Source organism: Vibrio fluvialis (genome assembly GCF_900460245.1).
Taxonomy (GTDB): Bacteria; Pseudomonadota; Gammaproteobacteria; order Enterobacterales; family Vibrionaceae; genus Vibrio; species Vibrio fluvialis.
Genome location: NZ_UHIP01000002.1, coordinates 968,287 through 989,705 on the forward strand (window position 1 = coordinate 968,287; position 21,419 = coordinate 989,705).

24 protein-coding genes are annotated in these 21,419 nt (G+C 50.5%); 15 read left to right on the forward strand and 9 right to left on the reverse strand.

What is annotated here, in order from left to right; all coding sequences use genetic code 11:
* Positions 1-189 precede the first annotated feature (189 nt).
* A complete protein-coding gene (locus tag DYA43_RS19500; protein ID WP_061055426.1) occupies positions 190-1,734 on the reverse strand; it encodes a methyl-accepting chemotaxis protein in 1,545 nt (514 codons plus the stop codon).
* Positions 1,735-2,192: 458 nt separating this feature from the next.
* Here DYA43_RS19500 and DYA43_RS19505 point away from each other — a divergent pair, with 458 nt between their 5' ends.
* Positions 2,193-3,170, forward strand: a complete 978-nt coding sequence (locus tag DYA43_RS19505; RefSeq protein ID WP_061055427.1) for a DUF1852 domain-containing protein — start codon at positions 2,193-2,195, stop codon at positions 3,168-3,170.
* A 28-nt stretch (positions 3,171-3,198) separates the two neighbouring features.
* The gene (locus DYA43_RS19510; protein ID WP_061055428.1) at positions 3,199-4,233 is read left to right on the forward strand and encodes a methionine synthase; all 1,035 of its coding nucleotides are present in this window, start codon (positions 3,199-3,201) and stop codon (positions 4,231-4,233) included.
* A gap of 90 nt (positions 4,234-4,323) precedes the next feature.
* Here the strand turns inward: DYA43_RS19510 and DYA43_RS19515 are convergent, their stop codons facing one another.
* The 3 genes from DYA43_RS19515 to DYA43_RS19525 form a co-directional block, all read right to left on the reverse strand.
* On the reverse strand, positions 4,324-5,982 hold the full coding sequence (locus DYA43_RS19515) for a putative transporter (protein ID WP_020329078.1): 1,659 nt from the start codon (positions 5,980-5,982) through the stop codon (positions 4,324-4,326).
* Between the two features lie 433 nt (positions 5,983-6,415).
* Positions 6,416-7,051, reverse strand: coding sequence for a type B chloramphenicol O-acetyltransferase (catB, locus tag DYA43_RS19520; protein ID WP_061055429.1), 636 nt, complete (start codon positions 7,049-7,051; stop codon positions 6,416-6,418).
* Positions 7,052-7,114: 63 nt separating this feature from the next.
* Positions 7,115-8,065, reverse strand: a complete 951-nt coding sequence (locus DYA43_RS19525; protein ID WP_061055430.1) for a ketopantoate reductase family protein — start codon at positions 8,063-8,065, stop codon at positions 7,115-7,117.
* 161 nt (positions 8,066-8,226) lie between these two features.
* On the opposite strand from DYA43_RS19525, the gene thpR reads away from it, so the two are divergent.
* The 10 genes from thpR (at position 8,227) to nifW (ending at position 13,352) form a co-directional block, all read left to right on the forward strand.
* Positions 8,227-8,766 carry an RNA 2',3'-cyclic phosphodiesterase gene (gene thpR, locus DYA43_RS19530; protein WP_061055431.1) on the forward strand — a complete coding sequence of 180 codons (540 nt, stop codon included), beginning with the start codon at positions 8,227-8,229 and terminating at the stop codon, positions 8,764-8,766.
* A 75-nt stretch (positions 8,767-8,841) separates the two neighbouring features.
* Positions 8,842-9,132 (forward strand): YciI family protein, encoded by a 291-nt coding sequence (locus DYA43_RS19535; RefSeq protein WP_061055432.1) that lies wholly within the window; start codon positions 8,842-8,844, stop codon positions 9,130-9,132.
* A 13-nt stretch (positions 9,133-9,145) separates the two neighbouring features.
* The gene (locus DYA43_RS19540; RefSeq protein ID WP_061055433.1) at positions 9,146-9,478 is read left to right on the forward strand and encodes a hypothetical protein; all 333 of its coding nucleotides are present in this window, start codon (positions 9,146-9,148) and stop codon (positions 9,476-9,478) included.
* A 27-nt stretch (positions 9,479-9,505) separates the two neighbouring features.
* Positions 9,506-10,138, forward strand: a complete 633-nt coding sequence (locus DYA43_RS19545; protein WP_061055434.1) for a LysE family translocator — start codon at positions 9,506-9,508, stop codon at positions 10,136-10,138.
* A gap of 92 nt (positions 10,139-10,230) precedes the next feature.
* The gene (locus DYA43_RS19550; protein WP_081035179.1) at positions 10,231-10,647 is read left to right on the forward strand and encodes an Rrf2 family transcriptional regulator; all 417 of its coding nucleotides are present in this window, start codon (positions 10,231-10,233) and stop codon (positions 10,645-10,647) included.
* A 103-nt stretch (positions 10,648-10,750) separates the two neighbouring features.
* On the forward strand, positions 10,751-11,185 hold the full coding sequence (locus DYA43_RS19555; RefSeq protein ID WP_020329087.1) for a hypothetical protein: 435 nt from the start codon (positions 10,751-10,753) through the stop codon (positions 11,183-11,185).
* Between the two features lie 106 nt (positions 11,186-11,291).
* Entirely contained in the window at positions 11,292-11,834 is a 543-nt protein-coding gene (locus DYA43_RS19560; protein ID WP_024375282.1) for a hypothetical protein, read from the forward strand.
* 133 nt (positions 11,835-11,967) lie between these two features.
* The gene (locus tag DYA43_RS19565) at positions 11,968-12,306 is read left to right on the forward strand and encodes a hypothetical protein (protein ID WP_061056062.1); all 339 of its coding nucleotides are present in this window, start codon (positions 11,968-11,970) and stop codon (positions 12,304-12,306) included.
* A gap of 82 nt (positions 12,307-12,388) precedes the next feature.
* Positions 12,389-12,976: a DUF1294 domain-containing protein gene (locus DYA43_RS19570; protein WP_020329090.1), complete on the forward strand. Its 588-nt coding sequence runs from the start codon at positions 12,389-12,391 to the stop codon at positions 12,974-12,976.
* Positions 12,977-13,076: 100 nt separating this feature from the next.
* Positions 13,077-13,352, forward strand: a complete 276-nt coding sequence (gene nifW / locus DYA43_RS19575; RefSeq protein WP_024375284.1) for a nitrogenase-stabilizing/protective NifW family protein — start codon at positions 13,077-13,079, stop codon at positions 13,350-13,352.
* Between the two features lies 1 nt (position 13,353).
* On the opposite strand, the gene DYA43_RS19580 is transcribed toward nifW, so the two are convergent.
* Positions 13,354-13,716: a DnaJ family domain-containing protein gene (locus DYA43_RS19580; protein WP_061055435.1), complete on the reverse strand. Its 363-nt coding sequence runs from the start codon at positions 13,714-13,716 to the stop codon at positions 13,354-13,356.
* Positions 13,717-13,892: 176 nt separating this feature from the next.
* Between DYA43_RS19580 and DYA43_RS19585 the strand changes: the two genes are divergently transcribed.
* Together DYA43_RS19585 and DYA43_RS19590 are read left to right on the forward strand one after the other, a co-directional pair.
* Entirely contained in the window at positions 13,893-14,462 is a 570-nt protein-coding gene (locus DYA43_RS19585; RefSeq protein ID WP_020430331.1) for a DUF3750 domain-containing protein, read from the forward strand.
* A 97-nt stretch (positions 14,463-14,559) separates the two neighbouring features.
* Positions 14,560-15,081: a DUF2058 domain-containing protein gene (locus tag DYA43_RS19590; protein WP_061055436.1), complete on the forward strand. Its 522-nt coding sequence runs from the start codon at positions 14,560-14,562 to the stop codon at positions 15,079-15,081.
* A gap of 77 nt (positions 15,082-15,158) precedes the next feature.
* Here the strand turns inward: DYA43_RS19590 and DYA43_RS19595 are convergent, their stop codons facing one another.
* Positions 15,159-16,160, reverse strand: coding sequence for a phospholipase A (locus DYA43_RS19595; protein ID WP_047460400.1), 1,002 nt, complete (start codon positions 16,158-16,160; stop codon positions 15,159-15,161).
* A gap of 274 nt (positions 16,161-16,434) precedes the next feature.
* Between DYA43_RS19595 and DYA43_RS19600 the strand changes: the two genes are divergently transcribed.
* Positions 16,435-17,001, forward strand: a complete 567-nt coding sequence (locus DYA43_RS19600; protein ID WP_225869399.1) for a hypothetical protein — start codon at positions 16,435-16,437, stop codon at positions 16,999-17,001.
* A 10-nt stretch (positions 17,002-17,011) separates the two neighbouring features.
* Here the strand turns inward: DYA43_RS19600 and DYA43_RS19605 are convergent, their stop codons facing one another.
* From DYA43_RS19605 to gcvH, 3 genes are all read right to left on the reverse strand, one after another.
* Positions 17,012-17,944: an SDR family oxidoreductase gene (locus DYA43_RS19605; protein ID WP_061055437.1), complete on the reverse strand. Its 933-nt coding sequence runs from the start codon at positions 17,942-17,944 to the stop codon at positions 17,012-17,014.
* 158 nt (positions 17,945-18,102) lie between these two features.
* On the reverse strand, positions 18,103-20,967 hold the full coding sequence (gene gcvP, locus DYA43_RS19610) for an aminomethyl-transferring glycine dehydrogenase (RefSeq protein WP_061055438.1): 2,865 nt from the start codon (positions 20,965-20,967) through the stop codon (positions 18,103-18,105).
* Positions 20,968-21,020: 53 nt separating this feature from the next.
* The gene (gcvH, locus tag DYA43_RS19615) at positions 21,021-21,401 is read right to left on the reverse strand and encodes a glycine cleavage system protein GcvH (RefSeq protein ID WP_020329101.1); all 381 of its coding nucleotides are present in this window, start codon (positions 21,399-21,401) and stop codon (positions 21,021-21,023) included.
* Positions 21,402-21,419: the final 18 nt, after the last annotated feature.

Genomic DNA, 21,419 nt, shown 5'->3' on the forward strand with positions numbered 1-21,419 from the left:
CGAGTCTAAATGACATAAAAGACACTATCAATTGAGGAAATTACTCAAAACGTCACAGTTAGATTGCATGAATCGTCAGTGTGGCACGTGAATGTCACGGAATCGAAGGGATAAGAAGATAAAGCGGTTTGGTGAGGCGAATGGCCTGCGACGAGTGATGGCACGTCGCAGACCAGTAGTCAGAGCGGATCATTGCGGCGGATAGTAACCAAGGCGCATGCCGCCCCAATGTCGTCCGTTAACCATTATAGGCACAGAAATGTCATGCATCACTTCGCCTGTATCGCGTTTATAAGTCTGCAGCAACATGGTGTGAGTATGCTTGCCGCAGCGCAGACCGACGCGGTCACCAAAAATCCGTTTGGTGCGGTTTCTGGCCATGTCCACTTTAGGATCGCCCGTCAAAGTCTGACAGAACTGATTATTGTGGGTCGGTACGTAACCGTGATCGTCGGTGGCGATCGCGTACACCATTTCGCGGCGCTGTTTGATGATCGGCTCTTGCAGTTCAGGCAATACGGCATCGCAATATTGATCAAACGCGGTGTGATACTTGGCCGGCGAGGTATTGGCAATAGGCTTGTGCTGACGATCAAACAAAGCTTGTTCGGCAATCTTGCCTGATGCGATATCGGCTTCAAAACGCTCGCCTACCGCCTTCGCCAGTCCGGCGGCTAAATCGTAAAACGGACGGTGAATGCTCTCTTCAAAGTGTTCCACCAACACCGCATTACTGTGTTCCGCAATCTGCATCAATTGCTCAGCTTCGCTTTGTAAATCAGACAGCTCGTTGTCGCTGTCGGACAATTCGCGCTGAATATGTTCAATAGATTCAGCAATCTGGCGTAGGCTGTGTTCGTTGGCAATCACATCCTGACTGATGCCGCTCATTTGTGACTCCACTTCCTGCGATTGGTGGGCGATGCTGTGCAGCCGCTGATTGACGCTTTCAACCCGAGTTACGCCTTGTTCGACTTTATCGGACAGCGCGGTGATGGTGGCCGTCACTTCCTGCGTCTCATCAAAAATTTGTTGCACAATGCCGGATACTTCATCGGTGCTGCGCGAAGTGCGTTCGGCAAGGCTGCGAACTTCATCCGCCACCACCGCAAACCCACGGCCACTTTCGCCTGCGCGCGCCGCTTCAATGGCGGCATTGAGCGCCAGTAGATTCGTTTGCGCCGCAATATTTTCAATCACTTCGGCGACGGTTTTGATGCGGTGGACTTGCTGATCCAGCGTCTGGATTTGAGCTACAGACGTGGCTGTTTGCGCACTAATCTGTTGCATGCCTGCAATGGCCGATTCCAGCTCGCCGCGGCCTTCCTCGCTGGTATCGCGCATAGTCTGAGTGGCTTCCAGCGCAGATTGCACGCTGGTGGCCGTCACGGCGAGCGTTTCGGTAATCGCATTCGAGGTGTCAGCAATAGTGTGAATGGAGGCGACTTGGCGCGAGGTTTGCGCTTTCACCACATCAATTGCGTAGGACACATTGGCCGCGCTGACGGCGTTGTTGTTGAGTTCTGCGGCAATCAACGGTGCCACAGCGTCTGCCTCTTTCATGAGTGAGTGCGAAGACACAGCGGTTTGCCCGGCGCGCTGCAATAGCAGCACGACAGCAGTGGTGAGAATAATCAGTGCGGCACTTTCAATACCAAGCCAGAGGCCGCCTGCCAATGCCAAAATAGCGCAGGCAGTGAGGCTCAAGCCAATACGTTGTTGAGCGGATAGCATACTTCGTCCTAGTCATTATTATTGTGATTTTTTATCCCTGCAGCTCCGTATTGCCGACAGCCGGGCCAGCGTTGAAACAGCAGAGTAGCGCCTAAACTATAGCGTGATTTTTACCTGTAGAACGTTGAGCTTGTGCTGCCTTTCACTAAAGTATGATTGCGCCGGATAGCGAATATGTTAAGCCGCCATTTTGCGCTTCACCCTCTATTTCGTCCTGTGCGAACACCGTCCAAAAACCAATCATTAATTATTTTCATGTTGAACATGAAGTAATGCCACTTTTATTCATATAACCGCACATGTATAAAAAATACAGCGCTCATAACTCTAAATAATATTGATGTGGCTGGTTAACCCAACCCAATCACGCAGCCCACGTCGAATAACAACAGTGAAAAGTACAGAGAGAGCAGCAAAGTCAATCAGGTTTAGCTCAAGCAATAGGAAGGATGATTACGATGAATACAGGCTTTAAATTTACGATTAACAGTGTGGTCTTTGATGAGAATTATCATCCTTCTGATAGCACCCGCATTACCACGAACTTCGCCAACCTAGCGCGCGGCGAAAGCCGCCAGTCGAACCTGCGCAATGCGCTGAAAATGATTGATAACCGTTTCAACGCGCTGGCGAACTGGGACAACGCCACCGGCGATCGTTACTCTGTTGAGCTGGAAATCATCTCGGTGGATTTGGATATCGAAGGCAGCGGCCAAACATTCCCATCGATTGAGATCCTGAAAACCAACATCCTTGACCACAAAACCAACGAACGCATTGAAGGCATTGTTGGCAATAACTTCTCCTCTTACGTGCGTGATTATGACTTCAGCGTATTGCTGCTGGAGCACAACAAGAACCAAGCGAAATTTTCGATTCCAGAAGGCTTTGGCGACCTGCACGGCAAGCTCTTCAAAACCTTTGTGGATTCCTCAACCTACAAAGAAGCGTTTGCTAAGCCGCCGGTGATTTGCTTGAGTGTGTCAGACAGCAAAGTCTACGATCGCGCGGAAAATTACCATCCGATTCTGGGCTATGAATACCTGCCGAATGAGTCGTCACTGACCGAGCAATACTTCAAAAAAATGGGTTTGCAGGTGCGATACTTCATGCCCGCGAATAGCGCCGCGCCTTTTGCGTTCTTCTTCTTTGGCGATCTGCTGAATGATTACACCAATCTGGAGCTGATCAGCACCATCAGCACTATGGAGACGTTCCAAAAGATCTATCGCCCGGAGATCTACAATGCGAACTCGTCGGCAGGAAAACGCTACCAGCCGAACTTAAAGAACCTCGATCATTCCATTACCCAAATCGTGTATGACCGTGCAGAGCGTAGCCAGTTAGCGGTTGAACAAGGGAAGTTTGCGCAAGAGCACTTTATCAAGCCTTATCAAACCATTCTTGAACAGTGGTCTGCCAACACACCTTTGTAATTCACTCACATTGATAGAAGAATTGACTATGAAAAAACTATTACCAACTTCAACCTCTGGCAGCCTACCGAAACCAACGTGGCTTGCTCAACCGGAAACCCTTTGGTCGCCTTGGAAACTGCAAGGTCAGGAACTCACCGACGGTAAGCACGACGCACTGCGTGTGTCACTGCAAGAGCAGCAACAGGCGGAAATTGATATCGTCAGCGATGGAGAGCAGACGCGCCAACACTTTGTGACCACCTTCATTGAGCACCTGAGCGGCGTTGATTTTGAGAACCGCAAAACGGTCACGATTCGTAATCGCTATGAAGCGAGTGTGCCAACCGTGGTGGGACCGGTGTCACGTCAGAAATCGGTGTTTGTCGAAGATGCGAAGTTCCTGCGTCAGCAAACCGACAAGCCGATCAAATGGGCGCTGCCCGGGCCGATGACCATGATCGACACCCTTTACGATGATCACTACAAGAGCCGCGAAAAACTGGCGTGGGAATTTGCCAAAATTCTGAATGAAGAAGCGAAAGAGCTGGAAGCGGCAGGTGTGGACATCATTCAGTTCGATGAACCTGCGTTTAACGTCTTCTTTGATGACGTGAACGAGTGGGGCATTGCGGCGCTGGAGCGTGCGATCGAAGGCCTGAAATGCGAAACCGCGGTCCATATCTGTTACGGCTACGGCATCAAAGCCAACACGGATTGGAAAAAGACGCTCGGGAATGAATGGCGTCAATACGAGGCCGTGTTCCCGAAATTGCAGCAATCGAACATCGATATCATTTCGCTCGAATGTCACAATTCACGTGTGCCCATTGAACTGCTGGAACTGGTGCGCGGCAAGAAAGTGATGGTGGGTGCCATTGACGTGGCGACCAACACGATTGAAACCCCTGAAGAAGTGGCCGACACGCTGCGCAAAGCGCTGCAATTTGTCGATGCAGATAAGCTTTACCCATGCACCAACTGCGGTATGGCGCCTTTGTCACGCGACGTTGCTCGCGGCAAGTTAAGCGCACTTAGCGCTGGCGCAGAAATCATTCGCCAAGAGATTTTGGCTAAATCATAAACTTACTTGAACACTCTGATTGAATAAGTGGATCCGGTGACCAGACTCTTGATACTGACGAAAAAAACGGGCCTAAGCCCGTTTTTTTATCTACATACTCCACAGGATCAGCGCCAGGATTTGCGGCGAGAGGATCCTTAAACACATCACCAGTGGATAGACCGTGGCGTAGGCGAGGGCAGAAGCACCGCTCTCTTCGTGAATGGCGTTGGCAAAAGCCAGCGCTGGTGGATCGGTCATAGAACCGGCCAGCATGCCGCAGATAGTCAGGTAGTTAATGTGGCCGAGGACGCGAGCCAGAATGCCGACCGTGATGAGCGGAATCGCGGTGATCAACACGCCGTAACCCATCCAACTCACGCCGTCACCTTGCACCAGCGTTTCGACAAAGTTCCCGCCGGATTTAAGCCCGACCACGGCCAGAAATAGCACGATACCGATTTCACGCAGCGCTAAGTTGGCGCTTGGTGGCATAAACCAGTACATCTTACCGATGCTGCCAATACGGGCGAGGATCAACGCGACAATCAGCGGGCCGCCCGCTAAACCAAGTTTAATCGCGGCAGGAAAGCCCGGCAGATAGAACGGAATCGAGCCCAGCAAGACACCTAAACCGATACCGACGAACACTGGCAGCATTTGCACCTGTTGCAGCTTTTGGTGCGCGTTACCCACCATGCCACTCACGGCTTCAATCGCTTCCTGACGACCAACCAGATTGAGAATGTCACCAAATTGCAGAGTTGAATTGCTGGTGGGAACCAGCTCGATACCCGCACGGTTTAAGCGTGACACGACGACGTCGTACTTCTCTTTCAAATCCAGATCGCGCAGCTTTTTACCCAGCACAATTTCATTGGTCACCACTAAACGCTGCACGCGCAGTTCGGTGCCACGGGTAGACAGTGAAGCATCGACTTCTTCCCCAATCACCAGACGGGCTTTTTCCAGCGCTTTTTTGTCGCCGACCAAATGCAGCAGATCGTTCACTTCGACCCGGGAATCGGGTTTTGGCACATGAAGCTGTTCACCGCGTTTGAGGCGGGAGCAAACAATATCGCCTTCGCTAAGCGCAGGAATGTCTTTCAGCAGCAAACCGTTTAAGTTGGGGTTTTTGATCGCAACGTTAATGGTGTGCAGGCTCTCTTTTTTGTGGCCGTTGTGGGTTTCAAACTCCTCGGCTTCGTTGTTGACGTTGACGCGGAAAATCATGCGCAGCAGCCACATCGTGAGCAGAATGCCGCAAATACCGAACGGATAGGCGATGGCGTAACCCATACCAGTGAGATCCAGCAGGTTGCTCTGCTCGCCCAGTTCGGTCAGGATTTGCTGTCCTGCACCGAGCGATGGCGTATTGGTCACCGCACCGGAAAAGACGCCGAGAATGACGGGCAGTGGGACATCAAACACATAGTAAAGCGCGACGGTTACTGCACAACCGAGCAGAACGATAAGGGCCGCAAAGCCGTTGAGTTTGAGCCCTGAACTTCTCAATGAAGAAAAAAAACCGGGGCCGACCTGTATTCCGATGGTGTAAACAAACAGAATGAGGCCAAACTCCTGAATGAAGTGAAGGGTTTCGTAGTTGAGTTTGACGCCCCAGGCACCGGTGAAGTGACCAACCAGAATGCCGCCAAACAGCACTCCGCCGATCCCCAAACCGACGCCATAAACACGCCAATTCCCAATCCACAGACCCAACACCGCTACCAGCGCGAGGATGCTGATAGAGAGCGCGATATCACTCATAGCGAGTCTCCTGATCAATTAAAAATCATGATGGGCAAACGTGATTGAACAGCAGACAGGGGTAGGCGTAAGAACTGCGACAGTAAAACTGCAAGCGTGGTTAGGTCTACAGCTGAGGGGTTCAAATACGGAGGGTGAGAAATGGCTCTCGGTTCCGTTTTGTTGTTGCCCTGAACTGATTACCAGTAATACTGCAATGGTGCATAAAAGTTAACCGTGGTTATGCAAAATTGTGCACCTTAACGGATATTGGCTTATTGTGATAACTATTTGTTACTTAAGGGTAAAAAGAGTTTAAGAAAAGTGCCGAAAGTGAATGGAATGCGACAAAATATCCAGCCACAACGAGCCACAAAAGTGTGTGACATATGACGGCTTTTGCGCCGTCATATGAGGATGAAAACTGGAAAATTAAAGACAGGTTTTGCGTGGTTTAATGATTACGGATTTTGCTTCGCCAGTATTGATACAACCCATCGATATCGCCGGAGGTCAGCAGTTTCATCGCCCCTTTAAGCTGTGAATCACGCCAGTGCCACCACTGCAGTTCCAGTAACTTTTCGATTTGCTCGGGCTCAAAACGAAAGCGAATGTGTTTGGCTGGGTTTGAACCGACTATTTCATACGGCGCGACATCTTTGGTCACCACCGCCCGGCTGGCAATGACGGCACCATCACCAATGGTGACACCGGCCATGATCATTGCTTCTGAACCGATCCACACATCATTGCCTATCACGGTATCACCCGAGCGGACAAAGCCATCAGCGGCATCGGTGAAATGTTCGTTTTCCATATAGAAAAACGGAAACGTACTGATCCAGTCTGTGCGGTGGCCCTGATTGCCCGCCATCATGAATACCGCACCAGAACCGATGGAGCAGAACGCGCCGATGATCAGCCGATCCACATCATCGCGATCAGGGTTCAGGTAGCGGACGCAATCGTCGAAACTGTGGCCGTGATAATAACCGGAATAGTAACTGTGGCGGCCAACGTGAATATTGGGATTGGTCACCTGCTCGGTTAACGGTTTGCTTGAAAACGGGCTGTCAAAGTAGTTGCTCACAGCGGTTCCTGTTGGTTAGTTTGCCGTTTTGTCGCTCGAAACATAATGGGCGAGTGTAAATGATTAGGCCGACAGTTGCCCACTGGCGTGTTGCAACAACTGGCTAATCAGTTCGGTGTTGTAGGCTGGTTCACCCAATTGGCGGCAGTTTTCAATCACCGGATCGCAGATTTCGTGAATCTCCATCGGGCGACCTTTCTCGCGATCGACCAGCATGGACGTTTTGATCGGGTCAAACTGACAGATCAGTTCGAACATGGCATCGACATCCTGCTCAGTCATTGTTACACCTGCGACACTCGCTGCGCGCGCGGTTTCCTGCATGATGGCATGCACAGTGCGGCGTAACACCGGATCGCGCGTAACCACGCCAGTGTCTTTCATCGTCAGCGCGGTAATCGGATTGACCGCATTATTGATCATCAGTTTGCGCCACAGTGCGTAACTCACATCGTCATACAACTGGTTGGGAATACCTGAATCGCTGAACACGATCGCAAGCTGATTTAGAAATGGCTGCATAGCCGGGTTTTGCGCGGCGTTCGGCCAAGCACCGAAATCAATCTGCGCCATGCCGGTGGCTTCCACCACTCCGGGCTTGAGCACATGGGCGCCGATTTTGACCGCCAGACCACCAATCGTGCGCTCAACACCGAGCGCATCGGCAATCACTTGTTCGTTAGTGACACCATTTTGAATCGACAACAGCGGCACCAGGCTGGATGCGAGCCAGCTTTGCATCTGCTCAAGAATCGGCGCCGTAGTACTGCCTTTGGAAGCGAGGATCAGCAGATCGAAATCAGCGGCGTTAGAGTGCTCGCAAAGCCCCGCGATGTCAGTGGCGTTCACTTTGCCTGCAAAAGAAAAATCGGGATGAGTCAGCGATAGCCCTTGGGTTTTCATAGCCTCGAGGTGAGCGCCACGGGCGACCAGAACCACATCGTGCCCCGCGTTGAGCAAACGCGCTGCGTAATAACATCCAATGCCGCCAGCGCCTAAAATTGCGAATTTCAAGGTTCTCCTCCTGTGACCTTGTTAATCTGAGTCAACAGGTTAAACCTTATCTGCTTACGCGACCAGCGCTTTGACCGGGCATACAAAGCTTTGAAATATTGCACATCGGGTAAAGAAGTTGTGACGTATCATTAGGTTATTGCTACCAAACGGAACGGATGATGAGTTCAGATAAACGTTGTTTCTTCGCACTGACTTTTGCTGATGAAGCCAAGGCGCGGCTTAGCCAAGAGCGGGACACGCTAAAAGCACACGCGGACAACGGCCCGTTTACTCACAGCGAAAATTTTCATCTCACGCTGGAATTTATCGGTGACGTTGCAAGTGAGCAGTTACCCACGCTCAAAGGCTTATTGCATGAGCTTGAATGTGCGCCAATGGTGCTGCGTATTGATCGTCTTGGCCATTTCAATATCAAAGGCCGTCAGCTTGTCTGGCTGGGAGTGGCTGAACACCCGCCACTGATGGCGTTGCAAGCGGAGTTGAGAATGAAGCTGGCTGATACGCCTTTCAGCCCGGAAAATCGATCTTACATTCCGCACATTACACTGGGCAGACATGTGGTACTTAATACCCGCTTGAAAGCGCTGCATCTTGAACCCTTTACGTTACCTGTACACTCTATTGCGTTGATGGAAAGCAAGCGGGTGGACAACAAACTGATTTACGAAGCGCTGGAGGAAGTTCTCCTCTCACCATGAACAAAGACTGTTCATTTATGAAATCAATGACATAATGATTGCTGTTCGGAATTTACTCAATGCAGGATAGCGCTTATGTTTGTGGTCTCTCTGACTTATCTGGTTGACTTGGCGGATGTGGAACCGCATCTCGCGGACCATATTGATTATCTGGATCGTTACTACGCTTCGGGGCATTTTCTCGTCTCTGGACGTAAAGAACCACGCACCGGAGGTGTTATTCTTGCCCAAGCTGAAAGCCGGGCTGATCTCGATGCGGTGTTGGCGCAGGATCCGTTTTTTGTGCACGGGCTCGCGGCTTACGATGTGACCGAATTTGTCGCCAGTAAAACGGCGCCGCAATTAGCGTGGTTGCGCACAACATAAGGCGATAGAGAGAATGAACCAATTTCTGAAATCTATCCTGCAATCGCTGGTGGTGATTGCGGCGATAGCGGCGGCAGCAAAACTGACCATTCCTTATTTTGCTGATATCACTTGGGTTGATTATATTGCCTTCACTGGTGCGGCTGCGATTGGACTTGGCTACATCACTTACGATAAGGCTCCTGGTCAGGCGGTGTCGTCTTCTACCTCAATGGCTGATGTTGATTTGGCGAGATATGATCGGGATAGCACAGAAGTGTACAACAACCTGAGTTTTTCGCTGTCTGTGGGTATCGCTGGCTTTTTATTGTTGCTGATCAGTGGCCTGATGGTGTGGATGGGGTAAGCGTGTGTTTTCAATCAGGGAAGAATGATGAGTATTGAACTGTGGATGATGTTTGCTCTGGCGTATCTGGCGACCACGTTGACACCCGGGCCGAACGTACTGCTAGTGCTGAAAAATGCGGTGCAGTATGGCTGGCGCACTACCTTTGTGACTGTGTTGGGTAATCTCAGCTGTCAGCTGATTATTGTCTGCTTGGTGGCTCTCGGCGTGGGAGAACTGCTGAGTAAAACGCCGATGTGGTTTTCGGTGATGAAAGTGCTTGGCGGCGCCTACCTGATTTACCTTGGCGTTAAAGCTTTGCGTCAGAAACAACAAGGCTTGCCGATCATCGAACGTAATGTCAACGGCGTGAAAAAGACCAATCGCCAACTGTTTCGCCAATCTTTTCTGGTGTCCGCCAGCAATCCGAAAACCATGATCTTTCTGTCAGCTTTTTTACCGCAGTTTCTCGATGTAACTCACCCGCATAGCGAGCAGTTTGCCGTGATGTTTTTGACCATCGCGGTGACGGTAACGTCGGTACATCTGGCCTATGTGTGGTTAGTGATTCAACTGGGGCAGAAAGTCAGTCGTGGCCGCTTTGAACAGGTCATGGCTAAAGTGAGCGGCAGCTTGTTCATCACCATGGGTGGCGGTGTGCTGCTGAGTTCACGTTCCTGATTTGACTCGTCTTCCTTATAAATTGGCCGTTGGTCTTCACGCTTCTGCTTGTTAAGATGGCGGCCTGATCCTTTCAACTACAATTCCATACGATGAGACTAGACAGCCGCCTTTCACGAGTTCTGCATATTCTGTTGCATCTGGTTAAACAGCCGATGACGTCAGAGCAGTTTGCCACCATGCTCGGCACCAATGCGGTGGTGATTCGTCGCACCATGGCGGGCCTGCGTGAAGCGGGTTATGTCACTTCGGCCAAAGGGCAGGGCGGTGGTTGGACACTCTCTTGCGATTTACAGCGTGTGACGCTGCTGGATATTTATCAGGCGGTCGGGGAGCCAAAGATTTTTTCGATTGGCTTTGATAACGCTAACCCCAACTGCGTGGTTGAAAAAGCAGTGAACGCTTCACTGCGAGAAGTGTTGCAAGAGGCTGAAGCGCTGTTGCTTAAGCGTTTTTCGCAAATCACTCTGGCTGACCTGAGTCAGGAGTTCATTGCTCAACTTGAGTAATTTCCCTCAAACCATCTTGCTTAAAAAATAACCTTGTGAATTTTGGTGTTGATCTCTCTTACCTTGTATTGTAACTTTTTGAGTTACGTTAGGAGGCGTGCTTATGAATACACTAATTGACCAAGAATTACTGCACAGTATTTGGGTTTGTTTGGTACTGGCCATCGGGGCCGCCAGCATTTCCATCACCATTACTCAAACTGAGCTGTTTGCACCGCTGCGTGCGTTCACTGAACGTTTGGGGCACATGACAGGTTACCTGTTTCGCTGCTTTTACTGCATGAGCCATTGGGTGGTGATTGCAGGCGTTGCGATATACCAGCCCGTGGTGGTCCAAAGCTCATATTGGCTGGTAGATCTAATTGTGTCGGCATTTTTTACCATCACGCTGAGCAGCTTTTTCAGCGGTCTGATGTTTAAGGTTTTTCAGGCGGCGATGGGTAAGAAAATCAAGGAAATAGAGGTCAAAGCACTGATGGCCGCGCAGGCTGAAAGTACTGCTGCACCCGTTTCTGACGCAGTCAAAGCAAAAGCGTAATATTTGGAGTATGCAGAGCCAAAAGGAATTGGATCTGCACACTCCACGCTGTCGAAGGTTGAACTACACTGTAGGAGGTATTCAACCGGAACAAGCGAGAATGACGATGAACAAATGGACAACGGCATGGCTGATTGGTTTAACCTGCAGTTTCTCGGTATTTGCATTTGCTCATGCCAACGAGAAAAGTAATTCGATGATGTCGGACAATGCTCAGCAAGGCCAAGGCATGATGCAAGGTCAAAGCATGATGATGGACGACGAAGACATGGATGCCATGCATGAAAAGATGGGTATGTCGGATGAAGAGCGCGAAGAGTACATGAGTAAACTCAAAGCGTGTGAAAAAGATGGCCGCAGTGCAAAAGAGTGTGAAGCGAAAATGGACCGTCAGATGAAACAGGATGGTAAGTCGGGCTCAATGCACAAAGAAGCCAAAGAAAAGAGCAAAGACAAAGCCAACAAATCGATGGATAAAGCCAGTTCCAAAGCGATGACGGCACAAGAGCGTGAAGAGTACATGATGAAACTCAAAGCCTGTGAGAAAGATGGCCGCAGCGCGAAAGAGTGTGAAGCAAAACTTGACCGAAAAATGGATCAAGACAAAATGATGAAGAAAGACAAAGATCAGAAAAGTAAAACGTACTGAGCAGAACTAATTCTCTCTTCCTGAGGCGAACGTAGCGTTCGCCTTTGTTTTGTCAAAGATTTAACCTTCCTAAGGATGCCGAAACGGGGCAAGCGTGGCACAATATCAGCCTCAATTTCATTCTCCCGAACTTATGAACGACCTTCATTTTTATGTGGCTGCTATTGTGGGTCACAATGCGCTTGTGACTATTGCCAAGCGTGAAATCACCGAAGAAATCACGTTGGATGACAACGGAGAACGGCTCTGTACTCGTGAACAGACAGTAACGTTTTCCAACGGGGTTGTCGTTCACCAGTCGGTTGAGCAAACGTTCGAGCATTCATTGAATGAGATGGTGTGTGCGGAGTGCTGGATCAGTTATCACGTCGTGCATGAACCTGAGACAATAAACATCACGCCCAAGCGCAAGCATTTTATTAATACGTGTCAGCAGTCATTCTGGTTGAACATTCGTCGCATGCAGCAATAGTGGCGGCAATGTCATTGCTAGCGTTCAGGCTGAAGTGGTTTAAGCTTACTAACAACAAATATTGGCTGAGATATAACAATAAGTGAAAGGCAAAATAACACGTTGGCATGATGACAAGGGGTATGGATTTATTACTGCTCCGGACGGCAAGAGTAAAATCTTTGTTCATGTTTCAGCCATGAAAAGCAGATCCAAACGATTGGCGAAAAACGATACCGTGCTGTTCGATATTGAACAGGACAGTAAAGGTCGGTTGAATGCGGTGAATGTGGAGCTGACGGGGCTGAAAGCCTTATCCCTGACCACTTTGTTCGGTGGCACATTTTTGGTCTTTGTCTCCGGCGCTACGTTGTTGCTGGGGGGATCAGTGCTGTTTATTCCGCTTTACTTGGTAATGAGCATCCTGACCTACAAGGCTTATGCAAGTGACAAGCGGGCTGCCGAACATGGCAACTGGCGCACTCCAGAAAGTCAGTTGCACGCTATGGCGCTGGCGGGCGGCTGGCCCGGAGCGTTGCTGGCACAAAGTCAGCTTCGGCATAAATCGAAAAAGCAGCCATTTAAAACCATCCTGTGGCTGACCATTTTCATCAATATCGCCGGATTTATCTGGACCCTTTCCCAACCCGGACACGAAGTGATCAGCCGGCTGACGCATCTGATTCTGTAATTCGCTTTTGCGAAACCCATTTCAAAAACGCCCGCGCGAAATCAATGCAGCGGGCGTTTTTGGTTTGTAGACTGAACTTTCTGTTACGGAGGTTTATTCAGTGAGCGACAAGAACATTCAGCAGATCATTGCCAGTTTTACGTCGATTGAGCAGGCGCTGACCTATTTTGACATCGACTTTGATAGCCGATTTATCGAAGAGTATCGTGAGCCGCTCGTCAAACGTTTTAATGGCTATTTACTGCTGGAAAAGCCGCAGGATTGGTTTGCGGCTCGGCGGGCGCTGAAAAACGCGTATTGCAAAATTCAGCGTGGCCGATTGGATCCGCATACACGCTCCGCGTGTCGGGGCTGCACATCCTGTCAGCGCCGCTGAACTAAGTTTGGTTCGATGTTCTGTTGTTGAGATAGCGATAAAGAAAGCGGGTATCGAGCCCTTTAAGCCGCATGCGCAGTTCTATCTGACGAAGTTTTGAGAGCGCGTCAACATGCTCGTCACTACCAGACTGACACTGGGCCACCAAATCACACAGTTGCAGCGCCTGATTGCGCTCTGCCAACTCGGGCGGAATATAGCCGGCATTTTTCAAAATCCGATAACCCATTCTCAGCTCTGGCGGCACCATGCTGTCATCGTCCAAGCTCAACGGCTCGCCCTTGCCGGTTAGGTCACTGAGTTGACCCTCATCCAAGGCTGCCTGAATACGCTGCTCTGCTATTCTGTCGACCAATAGGCTCATGGTTGTGCTCCTTCCTATCCGGTCAGCTTACGCCTGCAATCCGTCAGGTCAAGCCGGGTAATGATTCTCGGTGTCGTCAGCTTCGTATATACCATGTGGTGAAGGGTTTCCTCATCCGAAAAGGGTCTGATAGAGTGACTTTCGAGCGTAAGACAGGGACAACAGGGAGTGTGAACATGAAACGAATCTATCGCGTTGCTGAGAAGCCGCTTAAACAGTCGGCGAAATGGCTGGTGTTGGCAACGGGTGCGCTGCTGAGTGCCTGTACGCAAAGTGACTGGCGTACAGCAAGCCGTGAACCTGCTGGGATCGCGCCAGACCCACAGAATAACCGCCAGGCAGTGATAGAGTTTTACGCCGCAGACGCGTTTAGCTGGCGTGGCTGGTTTGCCGTGCATACCTGGATGGCTGTCAAACCACAAAACGCCGAGGAATACACCGTGTATGAGGTCGTGGGGTGGCGAGTCGATCGCGGTCAGCCTGCTTTGTATCAGTATCAAACCGCCACGCCCGACCGCTATTGGTATGGCGCGCGACCAGAAAAAGTGCTCTCCATTCAGGGTGAGAAAGCCGCACAACTGATCCCGAAAGTTCAGGATGTGGTGGCGGTTTATCCCTGGGCGAATGAATATACGCTGTTTCCCGGGCCGAACAGTAATACATTCCCGGCTTGGGTCGGGCGTCAAGTACCAGAGTTAGGGCTGAAAATGCCGTTTAGCGCCATCGGCAGTGGATATGGCAAGTAGAAATTGTTGATGAGTTTGGAAGGTGTTCATCAGGTCGCTTTATTTGCAGGGGCTGAGCCGATAGAATGCGCAAAACGCAAAGAAAAGTAGACATCTCATGGCAAAACTTACGCTCCAGGAGCAAATGTTAAAAGCAGGTTTGGTGAACGAGAAGAAATTCAAGAAAGTCACCAAAGGCGCAAAGAAATCACGCGTTCAGTCGCGCGAAGTCAAAGCTGCGATTGAAGAGCAAAAACGCCAGCAACAAGAGCGCGATAAAGAACTGAATACGCAAAAGAACGAAGCACGTTTGAGTAAAGAAATTCAGTCGCAGGTGAAACAGTTGATTGAACTCAACAAGCTCAACACCAAAGATGGCGACATCAAATACAACTTCACCGACGGTACACTGGTGAAATCCCTTTACGTCACCTCTCTGCTTCGTGAACAACTGATTAAAGGCATCGTGGCGATTGCCCGCTACGAAGACACTTATGTGGTCATTCCTAGCAGTGTGGCGAACAAAATTGCCCAGCGTGATGAACAAACCATCATTGAACAGCAGGTGGCGTCCAGTGATGCGGTGGATGAAGATGATCCATACGCAGATTTCGTCGTGCCAGATGACCTGATGTGGTAATCACGGTGTTGTGAAAGAAAAAAGCCCGGACAGTCAATGTCCGGGCTTTTTTATGGTTCACCGCGGACTAAGCAAACTTATAACAGGTCAGTGATGGCAATCCCTAAGCCAAAGCGCTGCTGATTGTGGTTGTAATCAATCAGGTTTTCGCCGTAGCCGGTGGAATATTTCGCGTAGCCACGGACTTTGCCCCAAATCGGGAACGTGAGACCGAGTTCGGCATAACCTTTGTTAGTGGCGAAGTTTTCCCGCCCGGTGAAGTTAATTGCCAGATCATCCCATTTGTAGGCACCAGTCAGCTCAAAGTGGCCCATGTAATCGAGGATATCCGGGTTGTCATCGCCATTCGGATCGTCCGCGCTGGTTTTGTCTTTTTCCGGAATACGCCACCACGGGCGCAAGTTGAGAGCCAAGCGATTCTTCTCGTAGGTCAGTGACGCATAAATGCGGTTCCAACTGCGTGAGAGATCCTGCCTTTGGCCATTCGATTGGTGCTCAATACCGAACCCAAGCCAGGTATTGCCACCAAACGGTTGCCAACGGGTCGGCGTGAAATAAAACAGCTCGGGCTGATAATCGGTTTCACGGAAAGGGCGCGAAATCGATTCAGAATAGACCTGCCAGTACGAGCGCAGGGTAAATCCAAAGAACAGCGCATCATCTTCAAACAGCAAATCGGTGTAGTTGAGCGGTACTTTAAAACTGATTTGAAACTCCGACTCTGCTTTGCGTAATCCGTCGGCCCAGCCCGTGTCTTCGTACGCTTTGCGGTTAATGCTGTCGGTGTAGACGATGGGCAGAATGTAGTTCATGCGGTGCGCCGTCATCACAAATGGACGGAACTCGGTGCTTTTTTCCGATTCACGCCGCTGACTCAGCAAATCTTCCTGTTCCGCCGGGGCGGGCTGTTCACTCATCGACTGGCAGCGTTCACGTACCTGATCAATGGTCATTTCGCCGCTGTGTGATTTGGTGGTGGTCAGCAAGCACTGGTCGTACTCACTGAGATCTTGCGCCTTCAGTAAAGGCGACATAAGCAGCGTTGTGGCTAGCAGTGCCGTCTTCATGGTTGCGTCCATGTCACTTCCTTAGCATTCAATTAGGGTAAGCCTCTGTATTATAAATGGGCTTTGAAAGCAGGACGTAAGAGTATTGTTATTCGGACGCTAAAAACGATAACTGTGATGGTTGATCAGCTTTGAATCCATCCATTAAGTCTGAATAGGAAACATTACCTATTGATAATGTCATGATTGACAGCATGGCGGTTGGCCTTGCATCATGCCGGATTATCTTAAGCGGAAAGTGCACCCATCACCGGGAAAGCCGTCGCAGATTGTTCGAGATGTACTCATGTCTAAGTTGTTTAAATGGTTGGTGTTGCTGAGCACGGGTTTTATCGTGGTGTTCGGCTACTTAGGATTTCATTCGTATCGTGCGCTCACGTTCATGGACCATGGTTTACGGTGGTTTTGGGTGGACAGTCAGTTCATCAGCTTGGATGATTCCGCCATGCAAAGCGCACGGGAGCATCATTCTGAGCAGCTGATTTATCGTCAAGTCGATGTTGAACATCAACTGGCGATTTTCCTGAACACCACCAACAACGGCCATTTCTTGTTTACCTTTGCTAAAGATGCGCCGTGCGATCCTGCAACGCCTTATCAGGCTCAACTTACGGTCAATAATGAGCCGAGTGAAACCGTCACGTTTGACTGCAAAACGCCGGATAGCGCGGTCTATCGTCTTGCCAAACCGAAGTTTACTCAACTGCAATTGACCAACGAGGATTTTCACTTCAACCTTGATCTGAACTTGTGGGATCTCAAAGCGCTGAAAAAAGACGATTACATGCAGCACAACTATCGCTTTTTCCAGCAACACAGCAACGAAACTGTGTACCCGTGGGATCGCGACTAAGCGTCTTTGCTTATCTTGCCTGGCGTTCAAGCCAGATGTTGTGCAATCCCTGCTCAAAGGTTGTGATCTGAAAAGTGGGAAAGCGCTGCTTAAACTTGTCTGAAACAAAAATATTGTCGGCTTTGTAGCGCGGTAATAGTTCTGCCACGTCGCGAATGGTTGGACTGACTTTGCCGGCTAACCAGAGTTGCCACTGTTTTAACACGCGATATTTGGGCTGTACGCCGAAAGTTGTGGCAGCCAGAGTGACAAATTCACGGTAAGTCAGACGGTTATCATCGCACGGTAAGTGCCATGTTTGGCCGTAAGCATCGGGTGTGTTGCCCAACAAAGCCATCGCACGACTGGCATCCGGAGTGTAAATCAGGCTGCGTGTGACATCATCACGCAGAAACACTTTGGCCGTTTTTCCGCCCAGTAAGCTGTTGATGATGGTGGAATTGGTAATACTCTGCGTTTTTCCCGGACCGTAAAACTCCGGAGCCCGACAAATCATAGCGTTCATTCTTCCTTGCTCCATCGCTTCGAGCAGCATGCGCGTAATCAGGGCGCGAACATTTCCTTTGCCACCGTTTGGCTGAAACGGCGTGTCTTCATGCTGTGGCGTGTTGGTTTGCGGATACATGTAGGTATTGTCGAAATAAACCAGTTTTGCCCCATGTGCTTCACATGCCGCAATCACATTGCGCATCAATGTCGGCCATTGCGCCACCCATAGCTGTGTATTCATTGGTAGTCCAGCGGTCAGGTAAACAGTCTCTGAACCTTCCACTGCGCGCAATGTTTGTTCCGGATCGAGCAGATCGGCCTGAAATAACTGGTCGGTGTCATTCACTTTCTGCGGGCGACGGCTGACCAAGCGAATGTCGCTGGTGAAGTCTCGTTTGAGGCTCAGTGCCAGTTCTCGGCCAATTTGTCCATTGGCGCCTAATATTGTTTGCATCGTTAACTTATCTTCAATCAGGAGTGGTGATGAGACATCCTAAGGTTAAAGTTAAGTTTAGAGTCAAGCCTGATTGTGCTGTTGGTGTGTATTCATCTTCGGCCAATAAAAAAGGCGAACCTTAAGGTTCGCCTTTTGCGTGTACGTTAAAAACGTAATTACTCTTCGTAATTCTCAATGCTAGGGCAAGAGCAAATCAGGTTACGGTCGCCGTAGACGTTGTCGACTCGGTTGACAGTTGGCCAGTACTTCGAGGCTTTCGCTTGCGCTGAAGGGAAGCAGGCGATCTCGCGCGAGTATGGGTGAACCCATTCGTCGCTTGAAAGGTCAACTTGAGTATGTGGCGCGTTTACCAGTGGGTTGTCTGCCAGTGGCCATACACCAGAATGAACTTGGCTGATCTCTTCGCGAATCGCGATCATCGCATCACAGAAGCGATCCAGCTCCGCGAGATCTTCCGATTCTGTTGGTTCAACCATCAGCGTGCCCGCAACCGGGAATGACATGGTTGGCGCGTGGAAACCGTAGTCCATCAGACGTTTTGCGATGTCTTCTTCGCTAATGCCGGTTTCTTCTTTTAGAGGACGAATGTCGATAATACATTCGTGCGCAACGCGGCCATTCGCGCCACGGTACAGAACAGGATAGTGAGGACGCAGACGCTCCATCACGTAGTTCGCATTCAGAATCGCCACTTCAGTCGCGTTGGTCAGGCCTTCTGCGCCCATCATCGCGATGTAAGCCCAAGAGATTGGCAGAATCGAGGCGCTACCCAGATCCGCGGCAGAAACAGCGAAATCTGTGCCTTCCAGGCCGCCTTCAATGTGACCTGGCAGGAATGGTGCCAGATGCGATTTCACACCGATAGGACCCATGCCCGGGCCGCCGCCGCCGTGAGGAATACAGAACGTTTTGTGCAGGTTCAGGTGCGAAACATCAGAGCCGATAAAGCCTGGCGACGTCAAACCAACCTGAGCGTTCATGTTCGCGCCGTCCAGGTAAACCTGACCGCCGGCAGCATGAACCATTTCGCATACCTGACGAACCTGTTCTTCGTACACACCGTGTGTAGAAGGGTAAGTGATCATGATGGCAGACAGGTTGTCTTGGTGTTTTTCGATTTTCTCTGCAAGGTCAGCGATATCCACGTTACCGTTGTCATCACATTTCACCACCACGACTTTCATCGATACCATCGATGCAGTCGCCGGGTTAGTACCGTGCGCAGAGCTTGGGATCAGACAGACGTTACGATGACCTTCGCCACGGCTTTCGTGGTAACGCTGAATCGCAATAAGGCCTGCGTATTCGCCTGATGCACCTGAGTTTGGTTGCAGTGAGAACGCATCGTAGCCTGTGATTTCACACAGTTTCTCTTTCAGATCGCTGGCCAGAGCCGCATAGCCCGCCGCTTGAACTTTTGGTGCGAATGGGTGAATGCAGCCAAATTCTGGCCAAGTCACCGGAATCATCTCTGCGGCTGCATTCAGCTTCATGGTACAGCTGCCCAGTGGGATCATGCCGTGCGTCAGAGAGAAGTCTTTGTTTTCCAGTTTTTTCAGGTAACGCATCATTTGCGTTTCGCTGTGGTGCGTGTTGAATACCGGGTGAGTCAGGTATTCAGACGTACGACGGCAGTTTTCTGGAATCGCAGCAAACTCGTTCGCTTCAATAGAGGCAGACAGAGCCTGAACGCTTTCGCTGACGCCGAACACGCCAAACAACGCTTCGATATCGGCGATGCTGGTGGTTTCATCCAGGCTGATACCCAGTTGAACAGGCAATTTACGCAGGTTGATATCGGCCTGCTGTGCTTTCTGGTACAGCGCGTCGGTGTTGGCACCGGAGTTGATGGTGATGGTGTCGAAGAAGCTGTTGTGAGCCAGTTCGAAGCCAGCTTTGGTCAGTCCAGCGGCCAGAATCGCAGTCAGGTGGTGAGTGCGGCGAGCGATAGTACGCAGACCTTCAGCACCGTGGAATACGGCGTAGAATGACGCCATGTTTGCCAGCAGCGCCTGAGCGGTACAGATGTTGGAGGTCGCTTTCTCGCGGCGAATATGCTGCTCACGAGTTTGCATCGCCATACGCAGTGCCTGGTTGCCTTTTGCATCGATAGATACACCGATGACGCGGCCTGGCATGGTACGTTTGTACGCATCACGCGTTGCCATGAAGGCGGCATGCGGACCGCCGTAACCCATCGGCACGCCAAAACGTTGCGCAGAACCGATCACCACGTCTGCGCCCATCTCGCCGGCAGGTTTCAGCAGCGTGCTGGCCAGCAGGTCAGTCGCGACCGTCACCAATGTCTTGTTCGCATGCGCTTTTTCGATGATGTCCGTCAGATCGCGAACTTCACCCGTGGTGCTTGGGTATTGCAGCAGAGCACCGAACACGTCTTGTTCTGCAAGGCAATCGATTGCGCCAACCTGAACTTCAAAACCCAGGAAAGCCGCACGAGTCTTCACCACTTCGATGGTTTGCGGGTGAACGTCGTCTGCCACGTAGAAGATATTGCTCTTGCTCTTACCCGCGCGGTGACACAGTGCCATCGCTTCCGCAGCTGCGGTCGCTTCGTCCAGCAGAGAGGCGTTCGCGATTTCCATCCCCGTCAGATCCATCACCATTTGCTGATAGTTCAGCAGCGATTCAAGACGACCCTGAGAAATTTCTGGTTGGTATGGCGTGTAAGCGGTGTACCAGCCCGGGTTTTCCATCACGTTACGCAGAATGACGTTTGGCGTGAAGGTGTTGTAGTAACCCTGACCGATGAAAGTACGTTTGATTTGGTTTTGTTGTGCGAACGCTTTCATGGCAGTCAGCATGTCGGCTTCGCTTTTCGCTGGCGCAAGGCTCATTGGCTTTTCCAGACGAATGTTCGCTGGAACGGTTTCTGCGATCAGAGCTTCCAGAGAGGCCGCGTTGATCGCTTTGAGCATTTTCGCTTGGTCAGCGGTGTTTGGTCCGTTGTGGCGAGCAACAAACTCATTTTGAGTGCTTAGGCTGTGAAGTAATTCAGTCATTTTCCTTTACCTTGAAAAAAAGCCGCCCGCAGGGGCAGCTTTATTCTGAGACATTAGTCTTCTTCGATAGAGCTCAGATACTCTTCGGCGTCTTTCAGATCGTCCAGTTCGGCCGCGTCAGACATTTTCACTTTAACAATCCAGCCGCCTTCGTATGGCTGTTCGTTGATTAGCTCTGGGCTATCCTGAAGGTCTTCGTTCACTTCCACAATCACACCAGATACTGGCGCGTAGATGTCAGAAGCTGCTTTTACAGATTCAACCAGTGAGAAGCTTTCGCCAGCATCGCATTCGCTGTCTACTTCTGGTAGTTCAACAAACACAACATCGCCCAGCATTTCCTGAGCGTGCTCAGAGATACCGATTGTTACTGTACCGTCACCGTTGTCGCGCACCCATTCATGGCTGTCTGTAAACTTCAGTGTTTTGTCCATTGCATAATCTCCAAAATG